The organism is Paenibacillus sp. Pae15 (assembly GCF_024519685.1).
GTDB lineage: Bacteria > Bacillota > Bacilli > Paenibacillales > NBRC-103111 > Paenibacillus_G > Paenibacillus_G naphthalenovorans.
Genome location: NZ_JALJRM010000107.1, coordinates 1 through 202, shown reverse-complemented (window position 1 = coordinate 202; position 202 = coordinate 1). Strand labels below are relative to the sequence as shown.

The 202-nt window shown below is 49.5% G+C and carries 1 tRNA gene; it reads left to right on the top strand.

What is annotated here, in order from left to right:
• Window positions 1-61 precede the first annotated feature (61 nt).
• A tRNA-Trp gene (locus NR121_RS25150) sits at window positions 62-135 on the top strand.
• Window positions 136-202 lie beyond the last annotated feature (67 nt).

The window sequence follows — 202 nt, the reverse complement described above, 5'->3', positions numbered from 1 at the left end:
GTAAATCTGTTCTCTGACGAGTTCGGTGGTTCGAATCCATCAGCCTCCACCAGTTTATTATAGGGGCATAGTTTAAAGGTAGAACAAAGGTCTCCAAAACCTTTGGTGTGGGTTCGATTCCTGCTGCCCCTGCCAATAACTCTCCAATATGGCGGTCGTGGCGAAGTGGCTAACGCATCGGATTGTGGCTCCGACATTCGAG